This is a genomic window from Microvirga ossetica (assembly GCF_002741015.1).
GTDB classification, from domain to species: Bacteria; Pseudomonadota; Alphaproteobacteria; order Rhizobiales; family Beijerinckiaceae; genus Microvirga; species Microvirga ossetica.
This window is the reverse complement of sequence record NZ_CP016616.1, coordinates 5793599-5817024: the sequence shown is the minus strand read 5'-3', so window position 1 is coordinate 5817024 and position 23426 is coordinate 5793599. Positions and strand designations below refer to the sequence as shown.

Sequence of the window (23426 nt, the reverse complement as noted above, 5' to 3'; positions counted from 1 at the left end):
TGTGCTCCTGTCGTCCTCCTTCCCATAAGTCTCTGCTAGCCCGAGACTTGTCTTCGGCCTGCCGCGAGTTGGGCGCCCCTCCTCCCCCTTGAGGGGAGGAGTTGGAGGTGGGGGTGTTGGCGCCAGAGCCTGATCGGCTATCGCCCACACCCCCACCCTGACCCTCCCCACAAGGGGGAGGGAAATAACGCCATACTTTCATGAGGCGAAAAAGCCGAACTGCCACTCAAAACGAAAATCACCGGCACAAGGCCGGTGATGACGTGGCAGTGTGGCAGCATGGACGCCTAAACCAGCCGGCTTTGCTCCACGGCCGCGTGGATGAAGCTCTTGAAGAGCGGATGCGGCTCGAAGGGGCGCGACTTCAGCTCGGGGTGATACTGGACGCCGATGAACCAGGGATGGTTCTCGTATTCGACGATCTCGGGCAGCACGCCGTCGGGCGAGACGCCGGAGAATCGCAGGCCTTTCCCTTCGAGCTTGTCGCGATAGGTCATGTTGACCTCGTAGCGATGGCGATGGCGCTCGGAGATTTCCGTGCCGCCATAGATCTCCGCCACCTTGCTGCCGGGCTCGAGGCTCGCCTGATAGGCGCCGAGCCGCATGGTGCCGCCGAGATCGCCGCTGGAGGTGCGCTTCTCGAGCTCGTTGCCGCGCAGCCATTCGGTCATCAGGCCGACGACCGGCTCGGAGGTCGGGCCGAACTCGGTGGAGCTTGCATCCTGGATGCCGGCAAGCGAGCGCGCCGCCTCGATGACGGCCATCTGCATGCCGAAGCAGATGCCGAAATACGGCACCTTGCGCTCGCGGGCGAAGCGGGCCGCCCGGATCTTGCCCTCGGCGCCGCGCTGGCCGAAGCCGCCGGGAACCATGATGCCGTGAATGCCCTCCAGGAACGGGGCCGGATCCTCATGCTCGAAGATCTCGCTCTCGATCCATTCCAGGTTCACCTTGACCTGGTTGGCGATGCCGCCGTGGTGCAGGGCCTCGATGAGCGACTTGTAGGCGTCCTTCAGGCCCGTGTACTTGCCGACGACGGCGATGGTGACCTCGCCCTCGGGGTTGTGCACGCGCTCGGAGATCTTGGTCCAGCGGGACAGGTTCGGCACCTTAGCCGTGTCGAGACCGAAGGCCGCCAGGACCTCGCTGTCGAGCCCGGCCTGATGATAGGCCAGCGGCACGTCGTAGATGGAGCGGGCGTCCCGCGCCTCGATCACCGCCGTCTCGCGCACGTTGCAGAACAGGGCGAGCTTGCGGCGCTCGTCCTTCGGGATCTCGCGGTCGGTGCGGCAGAGCAGGATGTCGGGCTGGATGCCGATGGAGCGCAGCTCCGCAACGGAATGCTGGGTCGGCTTCGTCTTCAGCTCGCCGGCGGACGGGATGAATGGCAGCAGCGTCAGGTGGACATAGATCGCCTGCCCCCGCTCGAGATCGTTGCCGAGCTGGCGGATCGCCTCGAAGAACGGCAGGCCCTCGATGTCGCCGACCGTGCCGCCGATCTCGACCAGGACGAAATCGAAGCCCTCGTTGCCGGTGAGAACGAAGTCCTTGATGGCGTTGGTGACGTGCGGGATCACCTGGATCGTGGCGCCGAGATAATCGCCGCGCCGTTCCTTGGTGATGATGTCGAGATAGATGCGCCCGGTGGTGATGTTGTCGGCCTTGGTGGCCGGAACGCCGGTGAAGCGCTCGTAATGTCCGAGATCCAGATCGGTCTCAGCGCCGTCGTCGGTCACGAAGACCTCGCCGTGCTGGTAGGGACTCATCGTCCCCGGATCGACGTTGAGATATGGGTCGAGCTTGCGAAGCCGGACCTTGTAGCCGCGTGCCTGGAGAAGCGCTCCCAGGGCCGCCGAAGCCAGTCCCTTGCCGAGCGAAGACACCACGCCGCCGGTGATGAATACGTACCGCGTCATGGACCCCTATCCATAAACATCGGGGGCCGATTCGCAATCGCGAACCGGACCACCCGAAAGCCATCCACAAAAAGAGAGGGCCGGAAGGTCCGGCCCTGGTATCGTTTACTGCTGAGGCGCTGCCGGTGCCGGAGCGCCGGGAGCCGGAGCCGCCGGCTGCTCGCCCTGGAGCCGCTGCAGCTGCTCGAGGACGTTGCCGCCCTGCGGAGCCGCCGGCGCCTGCTGGCCCGGCGCCGGAGCGGCGCCATCGAGAATCGAGCGAGGAGCACGCGTCGAGGTCGCCATCACGGTGAGCGCGATGCTCGTCACGAAGAAAAGTGCCGCCAGGATCGCCGTCGCGCGGGTAAGTGCGTTGGCCTGCCCGCGACCGGTCATGAAGCCGGACACGCCGCCGCCTCCGCTGCCGCCGAGACCCATGCCACCGCCCTCGGAGCGTTGCAGCAGAACCACGCCGATCAGGGCAAGCACGATGATCAGGTGGACAATGATGAGAACTGTTTGCATCGTTTTCCAAAAACCTCAAGCGGCTGCGCACAAGGCGTCAGCCGCTCGCAATCCGTTCGTTGCGGCGGCCTGTAGCATAGGTGGGCGCAGGATCAAAGACCCGCAAGGGCGCTTTTGTTGAAGCGCTCCCCTGTCATCCCCGCGAAGGCGGGGATCCATAACCACGCCGTCTCAAAAAGGGGCGATCAGCGTGGCGCGTTTTTCTGTGCTGTCAGCGGCTATGGATCCCGGGCTCCGCTGCGCGGCCCCGGGATGACAGTAGCGGACAATTTACCCCAGATAAGCCCCGGCAATCGCCAGGAAATCGGCTGCGACGAGGCTCGCGCCGCCGACCAGGGCGCCGTTGACGTTCTCGACCGCCATCAGCTCGGCCGCGTTCGAGGGCTTCACGGAGCCCCCATAGAGGATGCGGACCCGGGCTGCATCGGCCTTGCCGACGAGGCGGCGCAGCTCGTCGCGGATCAGGGCATGGACCTCCGCCACGTCCGCCACGGTCGGAGTCAGGCCGGTGCCGATGGCCCAGACCGGCTCATAGGCCACCACGAGGTTGTGGCTGTTCGAATCGACCGGGATCGAGCCGCGCAGCTGCTTGCGGACCACGCTGAGGGTCTTGCCGGATTCGCGCTCTTCCCGGGTCTCGCCGACGCAGACGATGGCCGTGAGGCCCGCCCGGTGCGCGGCGACCGCCTTCGCGCAGACATCCACGTCCTTTTCCTTATGGTACTGCCGCCGCTCGGAATGGCCGGCGAGCACATAGGCCGCGCCTGCATCGGCCAGCATCTCGGCCGAGAGGTCGCCGGTATAGGCGCCCGATTCCTTGGCGTGACAATCCTGACCGCCGATGGCGATGCGCGAGCCGATGGCGCGCTTGGCAAGCAGGCCGATCAGCGTCGCCGGCGGGCAGATTGCCAGCTCCACCTTGGCCTTCAGGCCGGGCGTGTATCCGGCATGGATCTCCTCCAGCACCTTGGCCGAGCTCTTCAACCCGTTCATCTTCCAGTTGCCCGCAACCAGCGGGCGCGGCCTATCGACGCTCATGTGAGGCACTCCTGTCACGCTTGATAAGTTGGCACTAGCAGAGGCTTACGCCCTCTTTCAACCAGACTTGCCCTTTTCGTAGAGGCGCTGATCGTTTATCGGCAGGTTTAACGAGTTTTTGGGAAACGGGTTCACGATGCTTCGGAACATGCGCAAGGCTGGGCAGACCGCGGTCGGCAAAGCCATCGCCACGATCTTTTTCGGCGCTCTCATCGTCAGCTTCGCCATCTGGGGCATCGGCGACATCTTCCGGGTGACGCCCGCCTCGACGGTGGCGGAGGTGGGCAGCACCAGCATCTCGGTCAATCAGGTGCGCAACGCCTATACCAACGAGATGCAGCGCCTTGGGCGCCAGTTCCGCACCGTCATCACCGCGGAACAGGCCCGGACGTTCGGCCTCGACCAGCAGGTGGTCAACAATCTGGTGACCGAGGCGGTTCTGGCGGAGCAGGCCAAGCAGATGGGGCTCTCCGTCTCGGACCAGCTCGTCGCCGCCTCGATCATGAACAATCCGACCTTCAAGGGCGCCGACGGCCAGTTCAACCGGGGGCTCTTCGATCAGGCCCTGCGCAATGTCGGCATTTCCGAGGCGGGCTTCGTGCAGGAGCAGCGCGCCGCCATGGCCCGCCTGCACCTCGCCGAGGCGATCGCCGGCGACATCAATGTGCCGGTGGCCGCGAAGGAGGCCATGCATCGTTATGCCAGCGAGCGCCGCGCCGCCTCCTACGTCCTGCTCAACCAGGCTGCGGCCGGCGAGATCCCCGCCGCCACGCCCGAACAGCTTCAGAGCTTCTTCAACGAGCGCCGGAGCGAGTTCCGCGCGCCGGAATACCGGGCCGTCAGCGTCATGGCCCTCGATGCGGCAGCGCTTGCCAAGCCTGACACCGTGTCCGATGCGGATGCCCGCCAGGCTTACGAGCAGCAGAAGGCCAGGTACGGCTCGCCCGAGCGCCGCACGATCCAGCAGATCACCTTCCCGTCGCCGGCCGAGGCCGAGGCTGCGGCCGCCAAGCTGAAGGAAGGCACGACCTTCGAGGCGCTTGCCGCCGAGCGCAACGTCTCTCCGGGAAGCCTTGATCTGGGCACCTTCACCAAGGCGGAGATGCTCGATCAGGCCGTGGCCGACGCGGCCTTCGCTCTCGAGCAGGGCGCGACGAGCGCGCCGGTCACCGGCCGGTTCGGGCCGGTGCTGGTGCGCGTCACCCAGATCCAGCCAGAGGCCGTGCGCCCCTTCGAGGAGGTTGCCGCGGAGCTTCGCCAGGGCCTCGCCGTGCAGCGCGCCCAGGGGCAGATCGAGCGGATCCACGACGAGATCGAGGATCTGCGCGCCGGCGCCAAGCCGCTGGCTGATATCGCCAAGGAGAAGGGCCTGACCCTGATCCAGGTCCCGGCCGTGGATTCCAGCGGCCTCGACAAGGCCGGCAACCCGGTCAACATCCCCGAGAAGGACCCGGTGGTGAAAGCCGCCTTCGCCTCCGATATCGGCGTCGATAACGAAGCGCTGCGCACAGGCACCGGCTATGTCTGGTACGACGTGACCGGCATCGAGGCTTCGCGCGAAAAGAACCTCGACGAGGTGCGCGATCAGGTCGCCGCCCGGTGGCGCGAGGATCAGGTCGCCCAGCGCCTGTCGGAGAAGGCCCGGCTGATGACCGAGCGTCTCGACAAGGGCGAGGCCATCGAGGCAGTGGCGCAGGAAGCCGGCGCCTCCGTCGTGAATGCCACGGACCTGGCCCGCAACACCGCGAAGGACGATCTCGCGGCCGAGGCGGTCAACCGCATCTTCGCGGTGCCCGTGGGCAAGGCAGGCAATGCCGCGAACGGGGCGGATTCCCGCGCGGTGTTCAAGGTGACGGCCGCCACGGTGCCGCCGCTGGTCACCACGACGCAGGCGGCCCAGAACGTCGAGAACCAGCTCCGCACCGGCTTCGGCGACGACCTGATCAGCCAGTACATCGCCCGGGTGCGCCAGGATCTCGGCGTGACGATCAACCAGCAGGCCCTGAGGCAGGCGACCGGCGGCGAATTGTAGGCCATGACGATCGCGCCCGATTTCGACACCTTCGCCACGGCCTACGAGGCTGGCGAGGCCGGCGTTCTGCGAGCGACCCTTGTGGGCGATCTGCTGACGCCGGTCGCGGCTTTCCTGAAGCTGCGGCACGAGCGGAAAGGTTCGGCCTTCCTGCTCGAGTCCGTCGAAGGAGGCGCGACCCGCGGCCGCTTCTCTATGATCGGGCTCGATCCCGACCTCGTCTGGCGCTGCCAGGACGGTGTCGCCTCGATCGACCGGCATGCCTTGAGCCGCATGCAGGAATTCCAGGTGGACAAGCACCCGCCCCTGGAGAGCCTGCGCGCGCTGATCCAGGAAAGCGCCCTGCCCCTTTCCGACGATCTGCCACCGATGGCGGCGGGGCTCTTCGGCTATCTGGGTTACGACATGGTGCGCCTCATGGAGCGGCTGCCCGAACCCAATCGGGATGTGCTGCAGGTCCCGGACGCGATCCTGATCCGCCCCACCGTGATGGTGGTGTTCGATGCGGTGAAGGACGAGATCTCGCTCATAACGCCCGTGCGCCCGCAAGGAGGCACCTCGGCCAAGGCGGCCTACGAGACCGCGCTCTCGCGCCTCGACGAGGTGACGGCGGCGCTCGAGCGCCCGTTGCCGATGGACGACCGCAGCGATCCGACGCAGATCCATTTCGAGCCGCCGGTCTCGAACACGACGCCCGCGGAATTCGAGGCGATGGTCGCGAGGGCCAAGGACTACATCCGCGCCGGCGACATCTTCCAGGTTGTGCTGTCCCAGCGCTTCGAGGCCGCTTTCCCCCTGCCCGCCTTCGCGCTCTACCGCTCCTTGCGGCGGGTCAATCCGGCTCCCTTCCTCTGCTATCTCGACTTCGAGGATTTCCAGATCGTCTGCTCCTCGCCGGAGATCCTGGTCCGCATGCGCGACGGCAAGGTCACGATCCGCCCCATCGCCGGCACCCGCCCACGCGGCGCGACGGCCGCCGAGGACAGGGCCCACGCGGAAAGCCTGCTCGCGGACCAGAAGGAGCGCGCCGAGCACCTGATGCTGCTCGATCTCGGGCGCAACGATGTCGGCCGCGTAGCCGAGATGGGTTCCGTGCAGGTCACGGATTCGTTCTTCCTCGAATATTACAGCCAGGTGATGCACATCGTCTCGAACGTTGAGGGACGGCTCGACCCGAGCTTCGACGCCCTCGACGCGCTCGTAGCGGGCTTTCCGGCCGGCACGGTCTCGGGAGCGCCCAAGGTGCGCGCCATGCAGATCATCGACGAGTTGGAGAAGGACAAGCGCGGTCCCTACGCCGGCTGCATCGGCTATTTCGGCGCCAACGGCGAGATGGATACATGCATCGTGCTGCGCACCGCCGTGGTGAAGGACGGCCGCATGGCGGTCCAGGCCGGCGCCGGCATCGTCTACGATTCCGATCCGGCCTCCGAGCAGCAGGAATGCATCAACAAGGCTAAGGCGCTGTTCCGCGCGGCGGAGGAGGCGGTGCGTTTCGCAAGCCAGGCGAGGGTCGGGCAGTGACACCGTTCGAAACGCTTCCCTTGACCGGGGCCGCCGCTTACGCGAACGTCGGCGCGCCATGACCCGCGTTCTCGTCATCGACAATTACGACAGCTTCACCTGGAACCTGGTGCATCTGCTAGGTCCCCTTGCCACCTCCGTCGACGTGGTGCGCAACGATGCGATCACGACCGACGAGGTGCTGAGCCATCCGCCGGATGCCATCGTGCTTTCTCCCGGCCCGTGCACGCCCAACGAGGCAGGGATCTGCCTCGATCTGGTGAAGCGCGCCTCCCCCGACATCCCGACCTTCGGCGTCTGCCTCGGGCTGCAGGCCATCGGCCAGGTGTTCGGCGGCACGGTCTCGCGGGCGCCGATGCCGATGCACGGAAAGGTCTCGGATGTCGAGCACGGGGGTCAGACGGTTTTTCGCGGCATCAACGGCCCGTTCAAGGCGACCCGCTACCATTCGCTGATCGTGGATCGCGAAACCTGCCCCGACGATCTGCTCGTCACGGCCGAGACGTCGGACGGTCTCGTCATGGGTCTGTCGCATCGCTCGCTGCCGATCCATGGGGTGCAGTTCCACCCCGAGAGCATCCTGTCGGAGCACGGGGTGACGATCATGCGCAATTTCTTCGAACTCGCAGCGGACTGGAATGCCAGGCACCGCGCGACCGGCGGCCCGGCCGCCCAAGCAGGATTGTAAGAAAGATGGAATCCTTCAAGTCCTACCTCGCCAAGGTCGCCACGGGCGCATCGCTCACCCGCGAGGAGGCACGGGATGCCTTCGACGACCTGCTCTCCGGCGAGGTCACCCCCGCCCAGGGCGGCGCCTTCCTGATGGCCCTGCGGGTGCGCGGCGAGGCCCTCGACGAGATCGTCGGCGCGGTCACGGCCATGCGCGGACGCATGCTGCGGGTCAATGCGCCGGACAAGGCGATCGACATCGTCGGAACCGGCGGCGACCACAAGGGCAGCTACAACATCTCGACGCTCGCCTCGATCATCGTAGCCTCCTGCGGCGTTCCCGTCGCCAAGCACGGAAATCGCGCGGCGTCCTCGAAATCCGGAACCGCGGATGTGCTCTCGGCGCTCGGCGTGAAGCTCGGGCTCGCTCCGGAGGATCTGGGGCGCTGCCTCAACGAGACCAAGCTGTGCTTCATGTTCGCCCAGACCCATCACGCGGCCATGCGCCACGTGGCTCCCACCCGCGTCGAGCTGGGCACGCGCACGATCTTCAATCTGCTCGGCCCGCTCGCCAATCCGGCCGGCGCCAAGCGCCAGCTTCTCGGCGTGTTCTCAGAGGCTTGGATCGAACCGCTCACGCAGGTTCTGAAGGAACTAGGTTCCGAAAAAGTCTGGACCGTGCACGGCTCCGACGGGCTCGACGAGATGACCACGACCGGCCCGACCTTCGTGGCGGCCCTGGAGAACGGCGCGGTCCGGCGTTTCACCGTGACGCCCGAGGAGGTCGGCCTTCCGACCGTTACCCTGGACGAGCTTCGCGGCGGCGATCCGGAACACAATGCGGCGCAGCTGCGCGCCGTTCTGGACGGAACCCGCACGCCCTATCGCGACGTGTCTCTGCTCAACGCGGCTGCGGCCCTCGTCATCGCGGACGAGGCTGCGAACCTGCGCGATGGTCTCGACCGTGCGTCGCGGGCTCTCGACAGCGGCGCCTCCAAGGCGACCCTCGAGCGTCTCGTCAAAACCTCGAATGCCTGAGCGGGATTGTCATGAGCGACGTTCTCAGCAAGATCGAGGCCTATAAGCGCCGGGAGATCGCAGCCGCAAAAGCCGCGATCCCGCAGGCCGAGATCGAGCGCCGCGCGCGTGCGGCCTCGCCTCCGCGCGGTTTCGCGAAAGCCATCGAGCGGCATCTCGATGAAGGACGGCCCGCGCTCATTGCGGAGGTGAAGAAGGCCAGCCCCTCGAAGGGCCTGATCCGCGCCGATTTCGATCCGCCAAGCCTCGCACGCGCCTATGCGGAGGGCGGCGCCACGTGCCTCTCCGTTCTCACCGACGAGCCCTCGTTCCAGGGCAAGCCCGAATACCTCGCCCAGGCCCGCGAGGCATCCGGCTTACCCGCCCTGCGCAAGGATTTCCTGTTCGAGCCCTATCAGGTCTACGAGGCCCGCGCCTGGGGCGCCGACTGCATCCTCGTGATCATGGCGAGCGTCTCCGACGAGGAGGCCCGCGCGCTGATCGACACCGCTCACGACCTCGGCATGGACGTGCTGGTCGAGGTGCACGACCGGGCGGAGCTGGACCGCGCCCTGCCTCTCAACACCAAGCTGGTCGGCATCAACAACCGGAATCTTCGCACCTTCGAGGTCTCGCTTAGCGTCAGTGAAGAGCTGGCGCCCCTGATCCCCTCCGACCGCATCGTCGTCGGCGAGAGCGGGATTTTCACGCTTGGGGATATCGAGCGCCTGACGAAGGTGGACATCCGCACGTTCTTGGTCGGCGAGAGCCTGATGCGGCAGGCGGATGTGGCGGCGGCCACCCGCAAGCTCCTGTTCGGCGAAGCCGCATGACGACGCTCACGCATCTCGATGCGGCGGGCGAGGCCAACATGGTCGACGTCTCGGAGAAGGATGTCACCAGCCGCACCGCGATAGCGGAAGGATGCGTGATCATGCGGCCGGAGACATTGAGCCTGATCCGCCAAGGCGACGCCAAGAAGGGCGACGTGCTCGGCACGGCGCGGCTTGCCGGGATCATGGCCTCCAAGCGCACGCACGAACTCATTCCCCTGTGCCACCCGCTTCTGATCTCGAAGGTGAAGGTCGATTGCGCCCTCGACGAAAGCCTTCCCGGCGTTCGGGTGACGGCGGAGGTGAAGGTGTCCGGCCAGACGGGCGTCGAGATGGAGGCTCTGACCGCCGTGTCCGTCGCCTGCCTGACGATCTACGATATGGTGAAGGCCGCGGATAAGGGCATGCGGATCGAGAGCGTCCGTCTGTGCCGCAAGAGCGGCGGCCGCTCGGGAGACTTTGAGGCGCCATGAGCCTGATATCGGTCGAGGATGCCCTCTCCCGCGTGCTGGCGAATGTCGCGACGCCGCTCGGGATCGAGGCTGCCCCCCTCGCCGCCAGCGCCGGCCGCACCCTCGCCGAAGATGTCGGCGCCCTGCGCGACCAGCCGCCCTTTCCGGCTTCCGCCATGGATGGCTATGCGGTGCGCAGCGCCGACTGCGTTCAGGTTCCGACAACCCTTCATGTGATCGGCACCAGCGCGGCCGGATCCCGCTTCACGGGAACGGTCGGAGCCATGGAGGCCGTGCGGATCTTCACCGGGGCGCCCGTTCCGGATGGCGCCGATGCGGTGGTGCTGCAGGAGGACACGGAGCTCTCCGGCGACCGGGTGACGGTGAAGGAGGCGGCTCGCGCCGATCGCCATATCCGCGCCGCCGGTCTCGACTTCCGCGCCGGCGACGTGCTCCTGCAGGCAGGCCTTCGTCTGGATTCGCGCCATATCGCGCTTGCCGCCGCCATGGGGCACGGCACGCTCGATGTCCGCCGCCGGCCTAAGGTCGCCGTCCTCGCCACGGGCGACGAGCTGGTGCGGGCGGGCGAGCCCGTAGGGCCGGACCAGATTACGGCCTCGAGCCTTCCCGCCACTCTGCTGATGGCCACGAAGGCCGGTGCCGAGGCCATCGATCTCGGCATTGCCCGGGACACGCTCGAATCCCTCGACGAGCGCATCCAGGCGGCAAGGGATGCGGAGGCCGACATCCTCGTCACCCTGGGCGGCGCCTCGGTCGGCGAGCACGATCTGGTGCAAAAAGCCCTGAGCCGCCAAGGCATGGATCTCGGCTTCTGGCGCGTAGCCCTGCGGCCCGGAAAGCCGCTCATGCACGGACGCCTCCGCGAGACGCTGCTGCTGGGCCTTCCCGGCAATCCGGTGTCCTCGCTCGTCTGCGCCGTTCTCTTCCTGATCCCGGCGATCCGCGCCCTCCTCGGCGACCAGCGCGCCGCGGACGATCCCACGGAGGACGCGATTCTGGGCGCCGACCTGCCCCCGAACCGGGAGCGGCAGGACTACATGCGCGCCTCGCTCGCCCTCAAGGACGTGCCTCTGAGCCTCGCCAAGGGCAGCGAGCGTGTCATGCTCCCGGTTGCGACACCGCACCTCATGCAGGATTCGTCCATGCTGAGCATCCTGGAGCGTTCCGACGCCCTCCTCGTCCGCCCGCCCCACGCTCCTGCGGCGACAGCCGGCGAGCCCTGCCGGATCATCCGGTTGGAACGGTTTTGTTAGACCAGCTGGCTAAATTGCCAAGCTACTTTGCTGCGGTCGCTCTTCAGTTGGGAAGGCAAATTTATGCTCGCCCGCTCATGGATTTTTTGTCGCTTACCCTCTCAATAGACGTTTGCCCGGGCATATGAAATAATACTATATTGCATTATAGATGTAGCCTGAAAGTCAGGCTGCGAGGGGGCTTCATGACTGCTTTCACGTACGGTAACTTTCCCAACCTTTCTCTCGATGAGATTCTCGTCGGCGCCGTTGCTCAGGGCACTTCGAACGCCAACATTTTCACGCTGACAAACCCGATCAACGGCTACACGATTAATTTCATCGGTACTGGGTTCACTTATAATGGCGCTGTTCCTACCGGCGGTACCATCCAGGAAGTAGCAGCTGTATTCACCCGAGTTTCGAATTCGACGAGATTTCCAGCATAGTCGAACTTCTGGGACATTATGTTGCCATTGGCTTCCCAGATGACCATGTAGCCGCCGTTGAGCGGTATTGTTCTAGCATCTTGCAAGGCGCCTGAGGATGCATTGACCTGACGCTGGGAGAAGATCACTGCTCCCGAGCTATCCAACATGGCCGTATAGATCGCGCCATTCGTCTCGGTTCCGGCTTGATAGCTGATGACGAAATTGCCGTTGGCCAATGCGGTGACAGATGCATTCGACGGCCAGCCGCCGGCAGGAGCAGGACCGACATGATTGGCGATGACATGGGTATCGCTGACGACCGTACCATCGAAGGCCAACACCTTGGCTTTGATTACTGTTCGTCCCAGTGCTGGATCATACTCGGTCCAAGTGCTGACAAAGTTCCCGTTTGCGGAGACGGCCGTGCCCGGTCCAGACTGTGTCTGAATAGTCTGATTGATGTATGAAGCATTGTTCCAGGGAGTCACTCCGCCAGCCATGCTCATCTCCGTTCATCGTAGTTACTAAACGTTATAATAGAGCGTTTATGGCACCAAAGCGGGATGGAAAGCAACCCTCCGAGTCTCAAAAGTTCACTTTTGGTTTACGCTATCGGTTAAAGGCCGAATTTTCCGCGCTTTCACAGAAAGATCAGCAACGCGATCGCAGCGAAAGCGAGATCAGAGATTATGCCAGCCTGTATTCTACGTCCCATCTATTTATATAGGCTCGCAGGAAATATTGTCCCCACATAGGACAGACAATTCCTATTCGATCTTACTTTTCGTAAGGAGCAGTGAATTAAATTTATATTATACTCACCATATCTTCCGCATTCATCGCAATAATCCGGGTTGTAGGATTATTTGCATGAGAATAAGCGCAGGATGACCTTGGACTTCGTCGGAGGTCCATAGCAGACGCGTCTCATGGGGCGATCGAGGCTGGAGCACGCAAGTTTCGTCGAGGTCGGTTTCGCCGAAGCTTAGCGGCACACTTGCGGAACACAGCGAGAACGGCTACCTTGTTCCTGCTTTGTTTCAGAATCGCTCCCGTGTGGAGCAGTAAGGGCCAGCCATGCTGACGCGTAAACAGCACGAATTGCTCCGCTTCATTCATGAGCGGCTGCGTGAAACCGGGGTTCCACCGTCCTTCGACGAGATGAAGGATGCGCTCGATCTCAAGTCGAAATCCGGCATCCACCGGCTCATTACCGCGCTCGAGGAGCGTGGGTTCATCCGGCGCCTGCCCAATCGGGCCCGGGCGCTCGAGGTGATCCGCCTGCCCGAGAGCACCAGCGGCGCCGGCAGCCAGCGCCGCTTTACCCCGAGCGTGGTCGAGGGCGGTCTCGCCGGCAAGGCGAAGACTGCGCCGCAGCCGCAGGCGGATCCGCGCGACCGGGAAATGTCGATCCCGGTCATGGGCCGGATCGCGGCCGGCGTGCCGATCTCGGCGATCCAGACCCGGAGCCATTCGATCACTCTGTCGGGCGATTTCCTCTCGCAGGGCGATCACTTCGCCCTGGAGGTGCGCGGAGACTCGATGGTCGAGGCCGGCATCCTCGACGGCGATCTCGTGGTGATCAAACGCCAGGACACGGCCAATACGGGCGACATTATCGTGGCGCTCATCGACGACGAGGAGGCGACCTTGAAGCGCTTCCGCCGCCGCGGCTCGTCGATCGCGCTGGAAGCCGCCAACCAGGCCTACGAGACCCGCGTGCTCGGCCCCGACCGGGTCAAGATCCAGGGCAAGCTCGTCAGTCTGGTTCGCCGGTACTGACATCCTCGTCAGGGAAATCCTGCTCGGGAACCGGCCGCGCGTGTCGCGGCCTGTCCTGAGCGGGCAAGACGGCGGGTGGAGCGGTGTTTGCCGTCACCAGAGGCAGCACTTCCCGCCCCTTCCGGACCGACAGGATCTCGACGGTTTGCGTCCCGAAGCGCAACGTCACGGCGCCACGCTCCTTCAATGCATCGCGGTCGAGCAGAAGGCTGACCGAACAGTTCGGCGGCGCCTGAATCCGACTGACGATCACAGCGGCGCGGCGGCAATCCTCCTCGAAGGCTGCGAAATCCTGCACGAAGGCGATCCGCCTTCCCTCCCCGGCGATCACGACGCATCCGGCACTATCGCAGCGGGAATCCTGTCTGAGCCCCGCATCGTCGACGCTTCTATCATCTCCATCGGCGCGCAGCCATTGCTCGGCAACGAAGTCGGACGGACGGCCGACCAGCGCGAGTTGCCCGCCGGCGCTGCGAATGGCGGCGCCCGCCCCGTCCCGGTCAGCGAAGATGTCGTAGCGCGGCGGCGTTGCAGCCATGACGAGGCCCGCTCCCGCAGGGAGCACGGCCAGCCAGCGCAGGGCGGACGCCGGGATTGTCAGCACGAGCAGCGCTAGGCTCAGGAGCGCCAGCGCGCCGATGCTCAGAGCCGGTACCACAAGCGTCGATCCGCTGAAGTTGCCCACCCAGGCGGACACCTCGAGCACCTGCGATACGGCGGCTCCCATGAGCTGCCAGACCGGCCTGTCGAGTCCGAACGGATAGGCCAGCACGCCGAGGACCGCCGAGGGCATGACGACAAGCGAGACGAGCGGCAGGGCCAACGCGTTGCCGACAAGCCCGTAAGGGTTGAGGCTCTGGAAGTGGTAGGCCGAGAAAGGTGCTGTCGCCAGGCTCGCCACCAAGGTCGTGATCAGCAATCCGAACAGCGCCTGCCCGCTCCATTTTAAGGACCGCTCGAGCACGGCCGAGGGCCCGCTTTCGCCCTTCAGATGCATCAGCGGCACGAGCGCCATCATCGCCGCAACGGCGCCGAAGGACATCTGGAAGCTCGGCCCCAGCAAGGCCTCCGGCTCGCGGGCAAGGACGATGAGCGCCGCGATCGACAGGTTGCGGATGCTCAGGGCGGGCCGGTCCACGAGCATCGCGCCGAACATCACGAGGGTCATGACGAGGGAGCGCTCCGTGGCAACGTCCGAACCGGAAAAGATGCAGTAGACCGTCGCACCGACCATGGCCGAGACGGCAGCGATCTTCTTCACCGGCCAGAGCAAGGCGAATGCCGGTGCGAGAGCGAGAAGAGCGCGCACCAGCCAGAAGAACGTGCCGGCCGCGAGCACCATGTGGAGCCCCGAGATCGACACGATGTGATAGATGCCCGCTCCGCGCAGCACGTCGTTCGTGGGCTCCGGAATGAGTCCGCGCTTGCCCGTCACGAGCGCCGCGCCGACGCCGCCGGCCGGCCCGCCGATGGCGGACGCAATGCGTTGGGTCAGCACATTGCGCGCCGCGTCGACCTGTGCCGCCAGCTGCAGGGTCCAATCCGGCTTTACGGCCGGTTCGAGAACCCGCACCTGCCCGACCATGGATCCCACGGCCCCGATCCCCTTGTAATAGGCGTCGCGCGCAAAATCGTAGCCACCCGGCCAGGCGGCCTCGGGCGGCGGCAGCAGTCGGGCGGTGCCGGCAACGAACTGCCCTGCGCTAAGCTGTGCCCCTTTACGAACCGAGACGCGTACGAGACGCGGCCGCTCGGTTTGCGCGCCATCCTTCAGCTCAACCAGCCGCAGGAGCAGCCGCTGCCCTTCCTCGCGATCGATGAAGCCCGTGAGGGGCGCGATGACGACGCGGTTGAGAACGGGCGCGGCAACGCTGCCGGTCCGAATGGCGCCGGCAGCGAAACCGGCAAAGATCGCGGCAAGGGCAATCGTCGCGGACAGCGCCCATACGCGGCCGCGCAGGACGAAGGCACCGATGCAGGAGATCGCAAACGCCCCAATGGGCGCCCAGAGGGCCGGTGTCCCGTCGGCCTGGAAGAACAGGAGGATGCCGATCCCGAAGCACACGGCGATCCAAGGGAACAGCCGGCGCTGCTCGATCTCCCGGGCGATGGCCCGCGAGAGCCGGCCGCGCCCGTCGAAAGGGCCCCAATCGATGCCGGCGCTCCAGGCCCGCGGCAAAGCCACAGCCCGCGCCGAAGCATGCGGGATCCTGCGAGACTTTGCCTGGGTGTCTTCCATCGTCGCTTCGGCTTAACGCGGGTTCCGATGCCTATTCTATAGACAGGCGCATCGTCATTGCGGACCCAGCGGGCCACGCCAGTGAAAAACGGGTCCACTTTTCCGCACGATGCGCTAAACACCGCACTCTCCGGCCCAAACCGCCCTATGGATTGAGTCGGATGACGCCGCGGCCGGATACGCCGCGCGACCTCACATTCCTCAGTCAAGGTTTCCCGCGATGACCGTCGTCACCCGCTTCGCCCCCTCGCCCACCGGCTTCCTGCATATTGGAGGGGGACGCACGGCCCTGTTCAACTGGCTCTATGCCAAGCGGCATGGCGGCAAGATGCTGCTGCGTATCGAGGACACGGACCGGGAACGCTCCACGAATTCCGCCATCGCCGCAATCCTCGATGGCCTGACATGGCTCGGCCTGGATTGGGACGGCGACGCGATCTACCAGTTTTCCCGGGCTGGCCGGCACAAGGAGGTCGCCGAAAGCCTGCTTGCCCAGGGCCGCGCCTATTACTGCTATGCCAGCCAGCAGGAGCTGGAGGAGATGCGCGAGAGCGCCCGCAAGGAAGGTAAGCCCCTGCGCTATGACGGCCGCTGGCGCGACCGCGACCCATCCGAGGCTCCGGCGGGCGTGAAGCCCGTCATCCGCCTGAAGGCGCCCACAGAGGGCGAGACGGTGGTCGAGGACGAGGTCCAGGGCCGCGTGGTCTGGCAGAACAAGGATCTCGACGATCTCGTGCTCCTGCGCTCGGACGGGACGCCGACCTACATGCTTGCGGTGGTGGTGGACGATCACGACATGGGCGTGACCCATGTGATCCGCGGCGACGATCATCTCACCAATGCCGCACGCCAGACGCAGATCTATCAGGCGCTCGGCTGGGACGTGCCGACCATGGCGCATATCCCGCTCATCCATGGGCCGGACGGCGCCAAGCTGTCGAAGCGTCACGGAGCATTGGGCGTCGAGGCCTATCGCAGCATGGGCTACCTTCCAGAAGCCTTGCGCAACTATCTCGTGCGCCTCGGCTGGAGCCATGGCGACCAGGAGATCTTCTCGACCCAGGAGATGATCGACGCCTTCGATCTCGGCAGCATCGGGCGCTCGCCCGCCCGCTTCGATTTCGCCAAGCTGGAGAACATCAACGGCCACTACATGCGCCAGTCCGACGACGAGCGGCTGGTGCGCGCTTTGGAAGATCTGCTGCCGGAACTGGATAAGGACGAGCACCATCTCGGCCGCACCTTCAAGCCGGCCCTGCGCGAGAAGCTACTCGCGGCGATGCCCGGCCTGAAGGAGCGCGCCAAAACGCTCGTGGAGCTTCTCGACAGCGCCTATTACCTCTATGCCCAGCGCCCGCTGCATCCGGACGAGAAAGCGGCGAGCCTCCTCGCGGACGGCCGTTCGCGCCTCGCCGGCCTCGACGCAAAGCTCGACGCCGTTTCCGACTGGTCGGCGCAGAGCGTGGAGGCGGTGGTCCGCGAGCATGCTGAGGCGATCGGGGTCAAGCTCGGCCAAGTGGCTCAGCCGCTTCGAGCGGCGCTCACCGGGCGGGCGACATCCCCGGGTCTTTTTGATGTGATGGCGGTGCTGGGCAAGGACGAAACGCTGTTGCGCTTGAGAGACCAGTTCAAGGATGCATCTGCCGCATAGCAAGCATTTCTCGCCTTTAGACGTGCTTGCTCCCACCATACGGATAAGCTACCGAAGGCGCCATAATCCTACCCGACCGGCAAACCCTGGTCTGGCAGCCCGGAGGCCTACCCTGCTCCCTTGGTTGCCCTAGGTTCTGCCCGGCCTCCGTTTTGAAAGGGCCATGACGCATGAGTTCCCCCACCAGCACAGTCACCGTTGACAACAAGTCCGTGGAACTGCCGGTAAAAGAAGGCACGATCGGCCCGAGCGTCATCGACATTTCCAAGCTCTACGGCCAGACCGGGATGTTCACCTACGATCCCGGCTTTACCTCGACGGCCGCCACCGAGTCGAAGATCACCTATATCGATGGCGACGCCGGCATCCTGCTCTATCGCGGCTATCCCATCGACCAGCTCGCCGAGCACGGCGACTTCCTCGAGACCTGCTATCTGCTCCTCTACGGAGAGCTGCCGACCGCAGCCCAGAAGGCCGATTTCGACTATCGCGTCACGCGCCACACCATGGTGCACGACCAGATGCACCGGTTCTTCACCGGCTTCCGCCGCGACGCGCATCCGATGGCGATCATGGTGGCCTGCGTCGGCGCGCTCTCGGCCTTCTATCACGACTCGACCGACATCTCCGACCCGCACCAGCGCATGATCGCCTCGATGCGCATGATCGCGAAGATGCCGACGCTCGCCGCCATGGCCTACAAGTACTCCATCGGCCAGCCCTTCGTGTATCCGCAGAACGATCTGGACTATACCTCCAACTTCCTGCGCATGTGCTTCGCGGTGCCGGCCGAAGAGTACAAGGTCAACCCGGTGCTCTCGCGGGCGCTCGACCGGATCTTCATCCTGCATGCCGATCACGAGCAGAACGCCTCGACCTCGACGGTGCGGCTCGCCGGATCCTCGGGCGCGAACCCCTTCGCCTGCATCGCGGCCGGCATCGCCTGCCTGTGGGGGCCTGCCCATGGCGGCGCCAACGAAGCGGCGCTGAAGATGCTTGAGGAGATCGGAACGCCCGACCGCATTCCGGAATACATCGCGAAGGCCAAGGACAAGAACGACCCGTTCCGTCTCATGGGCTTCGGCCACCGGGTCTACAAGAACTACGACCCGCGCGCCCGCATCATGCAGAAGACCACCCACGAGGTGCTCAACGAGCTCGGCATCAAGGACGATCCGCTCCTCGATGTGGCCGTGGAGCTCGAGCAGATCGCGCTGAAGGACGATTACTTCGTCGAGAAGAAGCTCTATCCGAACATCGATTTCTATTCGGGCATCACGCTGAAGGCAATGGGCTTCCCGACCTCGATGTTCACGGTGCTGTTCGCGCTCGCCCGCACGGTCGGCTGGATCGCCCAGTGGAGCGAGATGATCGAGGACCCGTCCCAGCGCATCGGCCGCCCGCGCCAGCTCTATACCGGCGCGACGGAGCGCGACTACGTGACGGTCGCGCAGCGCGGATAAGCGACGCAGACATGCTGGAACTGAAAAGGGGCCGAAAGGCCCCTTTTTGCTTTCGATTGTTCTCGCAATCGGGACATTTATCGCGTCATGGCCGGCCTTGTGCTGGCCATCTCGATTGGAATACCGCTGCGCCTTTCGCATCGGGATCACCGGCACAAGGCCGGTGATGACGTGGTGGTGCCACCTCTGCGACTCTTTTAGACGCGTTCTTTCGAGCCGAGCACATCTTCCACGACCCGCGCCGCCCGCTCGCTCGGCATCTCATTGCCAATCTTCATCAGCTCATCGAGTCTGCGGAAAGCCTCGATCTGTCTTTGGCGCTCGGGCGTGTCGCTCAGAAGCGGCAGGAGCGCATCAGCGAGCTTTTCGGGCGTGCAATCCCACTGGATCAGCTCCGGGATGACGTTCTCGCCGAGCACCAGGTTGGTGAGGACGATGGAGGGTGCCTTGATGAGATATTTCAGGACCTCCTCGATCTTCGAGACCCGGTAGGCGACGACCATCGGCACGCCGGAGAGGCCGAGCTCAAGCGTCACGGTCCCTGACGCGGCAAGGGCGGCATCGGCCTCGCGGAAAGCCGTCCATTTGGCAGCCTCCCCCTCGACGATCCGCGGCTTCACGCTCCAGCCCTCGGCCTGTGTCCTGATCTCCTGCGCGAGATGGGAAACCGCTGGAATCGTGACCTCGAAAGATCGCGGCGAGCGCTCCTTCAGCAGCGCCAGAGCCGCGCCGAACGGCTCCATCAGGCGGCTCACCTCGGAGCGGCGGCTGCCGGGCAGGACGAGAAGCCTGATCGGCCCGTTGTCCTTGCCCCCTCGCTCTCCGGGCACCGGTCGGATCTCGTCGAGGCGCTCGATCAGCGGGTGACCGACGTAAGTTGTCGGCGGACCACCGAGGCGCCTGTGTGCCTCCGGCTCGAAGGGCAGCAGGGCCAGAAGGTGATCGACATAGGCGCGCATCTTCGGAGCGCGGCCCGGCCGCCAGGCCCAGACGGAGGGGCTGACATAATCGACGATGGCGATCTGCGGCGCGCGTTGCCGGACCGCCTTGGCGACCCGGTGGGTGAAGTCCGGACTGTCGATGATGATGAGCATGTCCGGCCTCGCCTTCACGATGGCGTCGGCGGTGAAGCGGATGTGCCTGAGGATCGACGGCAGCCGCGCGATGACGGCGGAAAATCCCATCACCGAAATCTCTTCGAGCGGAAACAGGCTGGCCAAGCCTTCCTTTGCCATCGCGTGGCCGCCCACGCCGCCGAAGCTCACGCGGTCGGCTCCGAGGCGCGTCTTGAGCGAGCGCATCAGCTTGGCACCGAGCTGGTCGCCCGATTCCTCGCCCGACACGATCCAGATCGTCAGCGGCTCTGTGTCAGCCAAGAGGTCGCTCCATCCAGGGAAGGTCGACAGTCGTGAGAAACAGTCCCAGACGGTCGGCCGTGCGCAGGGTTTCGTCCTGCTCCAGCACGAAGGTGGAGCCTGCGCCGATGGCGATCCCGGACAGGCCTGCGCTGGCTGCTTCGACCACGGTCTTCGGCCCGATTGTCGGCATGTCGACGCGCAGATCCTGCCCACGCTTGGCCGCCTTGATCAGCACTCCGCCCTCTTCCCGACGGCGCAGACCGAACCAGGCTTGCCGCATCTTCCTGACCCGCCGCATCATCCTGTCGGTGCCCTCGGGCCCCTCGATCGCCAGGACATGGCGGTGAGCGACGATGGCGCCCTGGCCGATATCGAAGGCGGACAGGGATGCGAGAAGATCGAGGCCGAAGCCGATGGCGTCCCAGTCGTCGGCGCCGGGCTGCAGCGCACCGGTCAGGGCGCGGGACGCGACGAGGTCGGGGGCAAGCTCATGAGCGCCGACGACCCTGTGCCCCCGCTCCTCGAGCAGCATCACCGCCCCGCGAAGAACCTGATCGTCCCCGCGGCTGATGACTTCCTTCACCTCCTGCATGTTCCGCAGCAGCGAATAGGCGCTAAGAAGCGCGGAGAAGCCGGGACGGCGCACGGCGCCGACGAGGGAGACGGCCTGCGGCCGCCACCCTTCGAGGGTGCTCGTGATGGTCTTGAGGTCGAGAAGATCGACGGTGGCGTGGGCGCGGCGCTGCAGCTCGGCCTCAGCGAAGCCGCGGAACGCCATTACACGCACCTCCTGTCCCGTCCGCTCGAGATGGTTCACGAGTTGGATGGGAAGCTGCCCGGCCCCGGCGAGAATCGCGATTGGGCCTGCGGGCATCAGGCGACCGAATTGACCGGGTCCCGCGGCGTGCAGATGGCGCGATCCTTGCCCTCACGGATGAAGTCGAGGATCTCGTGCACGAAGGGATGATCGTCGAACTCGCCGGCGACGTCTTCGACACGCTCGGACAACGTGCCCTCATCCGCAAAGAGCAGGCGATAGGCGCGGCGGATGTCGTGGATCTGCTCGCGGGTGAAGCCGCGCCGGCGCAACCCAATGATGTTGAGGCCGGCGAGATGCGCCCTGTTGCCCATGGCCATGCCATAGGGGATGAGATCGTTCTCCAGTCCCGACATGCCGCCGACGAAGGCGTGTGAGCCGACGCGTGCATATTGGATCACGGCCGAGCCGCCGCCGAAGATCACGAAATCGCCCACCGTGACATGGCCTGCCAGCATCACGTTGTTGGACAGGATGCAGTCGTTGCCGACCTTCGTGTCGTGGCCCACATGGGAATTGGCCAGGAAGGCGCAGCGGTCGCCGATGATCGTGCGCAGACCGCCGCCCTCGGTGCCGGGATTCATGGTCACGCCTTCGCGGATCATGCAATCGGAACCGATCTCGAGGGTCGACGACTCGCCCTTGTATTTGAGATCCTGCGGGATGTGGCCGATCGAGGCGAAGGGGAAGATGCGCGTCCGGGGGCCGATCTTCGTGCGTCCGGCCAGAGCCACATGGCTGAGGAGCTGGCAGCCCTCGCCGAGCTCGACCTCGGGACCGATCGTGCAGAACGGGCCGATCTTTGCGCCGGCGCCGATCTTCGCACCGTCCTCGATGACGGCGGTCGGATGAATTACGGTTTCCATTATTCGAGCACCAGCATGGCACTGACCTCGGCCTCGCAGACGATCTTGCCGTCGACCTTCGCTTCGCCCTTGTACCACCACATGTTGCGGCGGTTGTTCAGCTTGCGCATGTGGAACTCGACCCGGTCGCCCGGCTCGACAGGCTTGCGGAACTTCACCTTGTCGATGGTCATGAAGAACACCTGCTTTGGCTTGGCCTGCTCGGCTATCTTCGCCTTGACGCAGATGGCTCCCGCCGTCTGAGCCATCGCCTCGATCAGGAAAACGCCCGGGAAGATCGGACGGGAGGGAAAATGGCCGCTGAATTGTGGCTCATTGAAGGTGACGTTCTTGATGCCGATGCAGGACTTGTCCCCGTCGATCTCGATGATCTTGTCGACCAGGAGGAAGGGATACCGGTGCGGCAGGAGCTCCAGAATCTCCATAATATCGGCGGTTTGAAGCGTGTTGGGCGCTTCGGACATGGCTTGAACTCCGGACGATAGTGGATGCCTTCAACGAACGTTACGAAGACGCGTCGTCGTCTTTGGCGGAATTGTCTCCGGATGCAAGCTTTTTCAGAGCCGTGATCTCACGGAACCATTCGCGCATCGGGCGTGCCGGGATGCCGCCCCACCGTGCCCCTGCCGGAACATCCCCGTTGACACCGCTGGTTGCGGCGATCTGGGCGCCCATGCCGATCCGCACATGGCCCTTCACGGCAACCTGGCCGCCGATAGCGGCGTAGTCCTCGACGGTCGTGGAACCGGCAATGCCGACCTGGGCGACGATGACGCAATGCCGCCCGATCACCACGTTGTGCGCGATCTGGACTAGGTTATCGATCTTCGTCCCCTCGCCGATCACCGTATCCCGGCTCGCGCCGCGGTCGACGGTGGTGTTGGCGCCGATCTCCACGTCGTCCTGGATAATCACTCGCCCGACCTGGGGCACCTTCAGATGCCCCTGCGGTCCCATGGCGAAGCCGAAGCCGTCCTGGCCGATGCGCACGCCGGGATGGAGGATGACCCGATTGCCGATGAAGGCGTGGGAAACGGTCACGTTGGCGGCAATCGAGCAGTCCCGTCCGATCTTCACCTGAGGACCGATCACCGCATGGGCCCCGATCAGGGTGCCGGATCCGATTTCCGCATGCGGACCGATGACGGCGCCGGGATCGACCCGGACCCCGTGTTCCAGCCGGGCCGAGGGATGGACGAAGGAGCCCGGTGAGATTCCCGCCGCGGCGAAGGAGGATTCCGGCCGCAGCGCAGATGGGAACAAGAGGCCCAGCACCTGCGCGAAGACGCGATAGGCCAGCGGGGTAACGATCGCCACCGTATGGGCGGGCACCTTGGCGGCAAAGCGCGGCGTGACCAGGCAGGCGGCGGCGCGAGTGGCTGCCAATGCGCTCCCGTAGGCGGGATTGTCCATATAGGCGAGATCGCCCGGGCCTGCGCTCTCAAGGGGAGCGACGCCACGAAGCAAAAGCTCCCCGTCGATACCGTCGGGGAGCGCTGCATTCGCCATCTCCGCCACCTGACGTAAAGTTAACGTCTGGCTTTGCGGAAAGAAATTGGATTCTGTCATGAAGAATAAGTG

20 protein-coding genes are annotated in these 23426 nt (G+C 65.1%); 10 read left to right on the top strand and 10 right to left on the bottom strand.

What is annotated here, in order from left to right; all coding sequences use genetic code 11:
• Positions 1-287: 287 nt before the first annotated feature.
• From BB934_RS27595 to tpiA, 3 genes are all read right to left on the bottom strand, one after another.
• Positions 288-1916 (bottom strand): CTP synthase, encoded by a 1629-nt coding sequence (locus tag BB934_RS27595; RefSeq protein WP_099512533.1) that lies wholly within the window; start codon positions 1914-1916, stop codon positions 288-290.
• A 105-nt stretch (positions 1917-2021) separates the two neighbouring features.
• The gene (gene secG, locus BB934_RS27590) at positions 2022-2420 is read right to left on the bottom strand and encodes a preprotein translocase subunit SecG (protein ID WP_099512532.1); all 399 of its coding nucleotides are present in this window, start codon (positions 2418-2420) and stop codon (positions 2022-2024) included.
• Positions 2421-2690: 270 nt separating this feature from the next.
• The gene (gene tpiA, locus BB934_RS27585) at positions 2691-3458 is read right to left on the bottom strand and encodes a triose-phosphate isomerase (protein ID WP_099512531.1); all 768 of its coding nucleotides are present in this window, start codon (positions 3456-3458) and stop codon (positions 2691-2693) included.
• Between the two features lie 148 nt (positions 3459-3606).
• Here tpiA and BB934_RS27580 point away from each other — a divergent pair, with 148 nt between their 5' ends.
• Genes BB934_RS27580 through BB934_RS27550 form a run of 7 tightly spaced genes read left to right on the top strand, consistent with a single transcriptional unit; the run spans position 3607 to position 11259 of the window.
• Positions 3607-5490 (top strand): SurA N-terminal domain-containing protein, encoded by a 1884-nt coding sequence (locus BB934_RS27580; RefSeq protein ID WP_237050118.1) that lies wholly within the window; start codon positions 3607-3609, stop codon positions 5488-5490.
• Positions 5491-5493: 3 nt separating this feature from the next.
• Positions 5494-7014 carry an anthranilate synthase component I gene (gene trpE, locus BB934_RS27575; protein ID WP_099512529.1) on the top strand — a complete coding sequence of 507 codons (1521 nt, stop codon included), beginning with the start codon at positions 5494-5496 and terminating at the stop codon, positions 7012-7014.
• Between the two features lie 58 nt (positions 7015-7072).
• Positions 7073-7702 (top strand): anthranilate synthase component II, encoded by a 630-nt coding sequence (locus BB934_RS27570; RefSeq protein WP_099512528.1) that lies wholly within the window; start codon positions 7073-7075, stop codon positions 7700-7702.
• A 5-nt stretch (positions 7703-7707) separates the two neighbouring features.
• Complete coding sequence (gene trpD / locus BB934_RS27565) at positions 7708-8721, top strand: anthranilate phosphoribosyltransferase (RefSeq protein ID WP_099512527.1); 1014 nt, start codon at positions 7708-7710, stop codon at positions 8719-8721.
• An 11-nt stretch (positions 8722-8732) separates the two neighbouring features.
• Positions 8733-9533 carry an indole-3-glycerol phosphate synthase TrpC gene (gene trpC / locus BB934_RS27560; protein WP_099512526.1) on the top strand — a complete coding sequence of 267 codons (801 nt, stop codon included), beginning with the start codon at positions 8733-8735 and terminating at the stop codon, positions 9531-9533.
• Positions 9530-10006 (top strand): cyclic pyranopterin monophosphate synthase MoaC, encoded by a 477-nt coding sequence (gene moaC, locus BB934_RS27555; RefSeq protein ID WP_099512525.1) that lies wholly within the window; start codon positions 9530-9532, stop codon positions 10004-10006. The genes trpC and moaC overlap by 4 nt, the downstream gene beginning before the upstream one ends.
• Positions 10003-11259, top strand: a complete 1257-nt coding sequence (locus BB934_RS27550) for a molybdopterin molybdotransferase MoeA (RefSeq protein ID WP_099512524.1) — start codon at positions 10003-10005, stop codon at positions 11257-11259. The genes moaC and BB934_RS27550 overlap by 4 nt, the downstream gene beginning before the upstream one ends.
• A 337-nt stretch (positions 11260-11596) precedes the next feature.
• Here the strand turns inward: BB934_RS27550 and BB934_RS27545 are convergent, their stop codons facing one another.
• Entirely contained in the window at positions 11597-12169 is a 573-nt protein-coding gene (locus BB934_RS27545) for a hypothetical protein (RefSeq protein WP_157934342.1), read from the bottom strand.
• A 577-nt stretch (positions 12170-12746) separates the two neighbouring features.
• On the opposite strand from BB934_RS27545, the gene lexA reads away from it, so the two are divergent.
• Positions 12747-13451: a transcriptional repressor LexA gene (gene lexA / locus BB934_RS27540; protein WP_099512522.1), complete on the top strand. Its 705-nt coding sequence runs from the start codon at positions 12747-12749 to the stop codon at positions 13449-13451.
• Here lexA and BB934_RS27535 read toward each other — a convergent pair.
• On the bottom strand, positions 13429-15690 hold the full coding sequence (locus tag BB934_RS27535) for a ComEC/Rec2 family competence protein (protein WP_099512521.1): 2262 nt from the start codon (positions 15688-15690) through the stop codon (positions 13429-13431). The genes lexA and BB934_RS27535 overlap by 23 nt on opposite strands.
• Before the next feature lie 220 nt (positions 15691-15910).
• On the opposite strand from BB934_RS27535, the gene gltX reads away from it, so the two are divergent.
• On the top strand, positions 15911-17341 hold the full coding sequence (gene gltX / locus BB934_RS27530) for a glutamate--tRNA ligase (RefSeq protein ID WP_099512520.1): 1431 nt from the start codon (positions 15911-15913) through the stop codon (positions 17339-17341).
• 170 nt (positions 17342-17511) lie between these two features.
• On the top strand, positions 17512-18804 hold the full coding sequence (gene gltA / locus BB934_RS27525; RefSeq protein WP_099512519.1) for a citrate synthase: 1293 nt from the start codon (positions 17512-17514) through the stop codon (positions 18802-18804).
• A 197-nt stretch (positions 18805-19001) separates the two neighbouring features.
• Here gltA and lpxB read toward each other — a convergent pair whose 3' ends face one another.
• Genes lpxB through lpxD form a run of 5 tightly spaced genes read right to left on the bottom strand, consistent with a single transcriptional unit; the run spans position 19002 to position 23414 of the window.
• A complete protein-coding gene (gene lpxB / locus BB934_RS27520) occupies positions 19002-20180 on the bottom strand; it encodes a lipid-A-disaccharide synthase (RefSeq protein WP_099512518.1) in 1179 nt (392 codons plus the stop codon).
• Positions 20173-21036 (bottom strand): LpxI family protein, encoded by an 864-nt coding sequence (locus BB934_RS27515; protein ID WP_099512517.1) that lies wholly within the window; start codon positions 21034-21036, stop codon positions 20173-20175. Before BB934_RS27515 ends, lpxB begins: the two co-directional genes overlap by 8 nt.
• Entirely contained in the window at positions 21036-21845 is an 810-nt protein-coding gene (gene lpxA / locus BB934_RS27510) for an acyl-ACP--UDP-N-acetylglucosamine O-acyltransferase (RefSeq protein ID WP_099512516.1), read from the bottom strand. The genes BB934_RS27515 and lpxA overlap by 1 nt, the downstream gene beginning before the upstream one ends.
• Complete coding sequence (fabZ, locus tag BB934_RS27505; protein ID WP_099512515.1) at positions 21845-22309, bottom strand: 3-hydroxyacyl-ACP dehydratase FabZ; 465 nt, start codon at positions 22307-22309, stop codon at positions 21845-21847. The genes lpxA and fabZ overlap by 1 nt, the downstream gene beginning before the upstream one ends.
• A gap of 40 nt (positions 22310-22349) precedes the next feature.
• On the bottom strand, positions 22350-23414 hold the full coding sequence (gene lpxD, locus BB934_RS27500; protein ID WP_099512514.1) for a UDP-3-O-(3-hydroxymyristoyl)glucosamine N-acyltransferase: 1065 nt from the start codon (positions 23412-23414) through the stop codon (positions 22350-22352).
• Positions 23415-23426 lie beyond the last annotated feature (12 nt).

What these genes read in the sequence shown, in the direction of transcription:
- BB934_RS27535 (WP_099512521.1), bottom strand. Translation starts at nt 15,690, where the DNA reads ATGGAAGACACCCAGGCAAAGTCTCGCAGGATCCCGCATGCTTCGGCG.
- gltX (WP_099512520.1), top strand. Translation starts at nt 15,911, where the DNA reads ATGACCGTCGTCACCCGCTTCGCCCCCTCGCCCACCGGCTTCCTGCAT.
- lpxD (WP_099512514.1), bottom strand. Translation starts at nt 23,414, where the DNA reads ATGACAGAATCCAATTTCTTTCCGCAAAGCCAGACGTTAACTTTACGT.
- BB934_RS27515 (WP_099512517.1), bottom strand. Translation starts at nt 21,036, where the DNA reads ATGCCCGCAGGCCCAATCGCGATTCTCGCCGGGGCCGGGCAGCTTCCC.
- BB934_RS27580 (WP_237050118.1), top strand. Translation starts at nt 3,607, where the DNA reads ATGCGCAAGGCTGGGCAGACCGCGGTCGGCAAAGCCATCGCCACGATC.
- trpC (WP_099512526.1), top strand. Translation starts at nt 8,733, where the DNA reads ATGAGCGACGTTCTCAGCAAGATCGAGGCCTATAAGCGCCGGGAGATC.
- trpE (WP_099512529.1), top strand. Translation starts at nt 5,494, where the DNA reads ATGACGATCGCGCCCGATTTCGACACCTTCGCCACGGCCTACGAGGCT.
- fabZ (WP_099512515.1), bottom strand. Translation starts at nt 22,309, where the DNA reads ATGTCCGAAGCGCCCAACACGCTTCAAACCGCCGATATTATGGAGATT.
- BB934_RS27595 (WP_099512533.1), bottom strand. Translation starts at nt 1,916, where the DNA reads ATGACGCGGTACGTATTCATCACCGGCGGCGTGGTGTCTTCGCTCGGC.
- gltA (WP_099512519.1), top strand. Translation starts at nt 17,512, where the DNA reads ATGAGTTCCCCCACCAGCACAGTCACCGTTGACAACAAGTCCGTGGAA.
- trpD (WP_099512527.1), top strand. Translation starts at nt 7,708, where the DNA reads ATGGAATCCTTCAAGTCCTACCTCGCCAAGGTCGCCACGGGCGCATCG.
- BB934_RS27550 (WP_099512524.1), top strand. Translation starts at nt 10,003, where the DNA reads ATGAGCCTGATATCGGTCGAGGATGCCCTCTCCCGCGTGCTGGCGAAT.
- moaC (WP_099512525.1), top strand. Translation starts at nt 9,530, where the DNA reads ATGACGACGCTCACGCATCTCGATGCGGCGGGCGAGGCCAACATGGTC.
- secG (WP_099512532.1), bottom strand. Translation starts at nt 2,420, where the DNA reads ATGCAAACAGTTCTCATCATTGTCCACCTGATCATCGTGCTTGCCCTG.
- lexA (WP_099512522.1), top strand. Translation starts at nt 12,747, where the DNA reads ATGCTGACGCGTAAACAGCACGAATTGCTCCGCTTCATTCATGAGCGG.
- BB934_RS27545 (WP_157934342.1), bottom strand. Translation starts at nt 12,169, where the DNA reads ATGGCTGGCGGAGTGACTCCCTGGAACAATGCTTCATACATCAATCAG.
- lpxA (WP_099512516.1), bottom strand. Translation starts at nt 21,845, where the DNA reads ATGGAAACCGTAATTCATCCGACCGCCGTCATCGAGGACGGTGCGAAG.
- tpiA (WP_099512531.1), bottom strand. Translation starts at nt 3,458, where the DNA reads ATGAGCGTCGATAGGCCGCGCCCGCTGGTTGCGGGCAACTGGAAGATG.
- BB934_RS27570 (WP_099512528.1), top strand. Translation starts at nt 7,073, where the DNA reads ATGACCCGCGTTCTCGTCATCGACAATTACGACAGCTTCACCTGGAAC.